This is a genomic window from Finegoldia sp. P2-F-LR (assembly GCF_052932265.1).
This window is the reverse complement of sequence record NZ_JBRFJF010000050.1, coordinates 1-255: the sequence shown is the minus strand read 5'-3', so window position 1 is coordinate 255 and position 255 is coordinate 1. Positions and strand designations below refer to the sequence as shown.

General features: G+C 31.0%; 1 protein-coding gene. It reads right to left on the bottom strand.

Annotation, left to right across the window (positions count from 1 at the left end; all coding sequences use genetic code 11):
* Positions 1-255 (bottom strand): helix-turn-helix domain-containing protein (locus ACU68W_RS09370; RefSeq protein ID WP_446756445.1); only part of this gene is annotated, 255 nt, incomplete at both ends.

Below are 255 nucleotides of genomic sequence, written 5' to 3'. Positions count from 1 at the left end.
ATGGATATTCGTTTTTTTCATGGTTGTATTCTTAGGTTTACGACCTTTCTTTTTATTTACAAGACCATTATATCCATAAATTTTATACTTGTTAACCCATGAATAAAGTTGTCCACGATTAATTCCTATTTCAATTGCTACAGAACCTATTGTGTTTCCAGCTAATACTTTGCTTACCACTTCTAGCTTTTCATCAGTTGTCCACTCGATATTATTTCCATGTTTTAAAATTTCTGGACCATGCTTTTCTTCTAA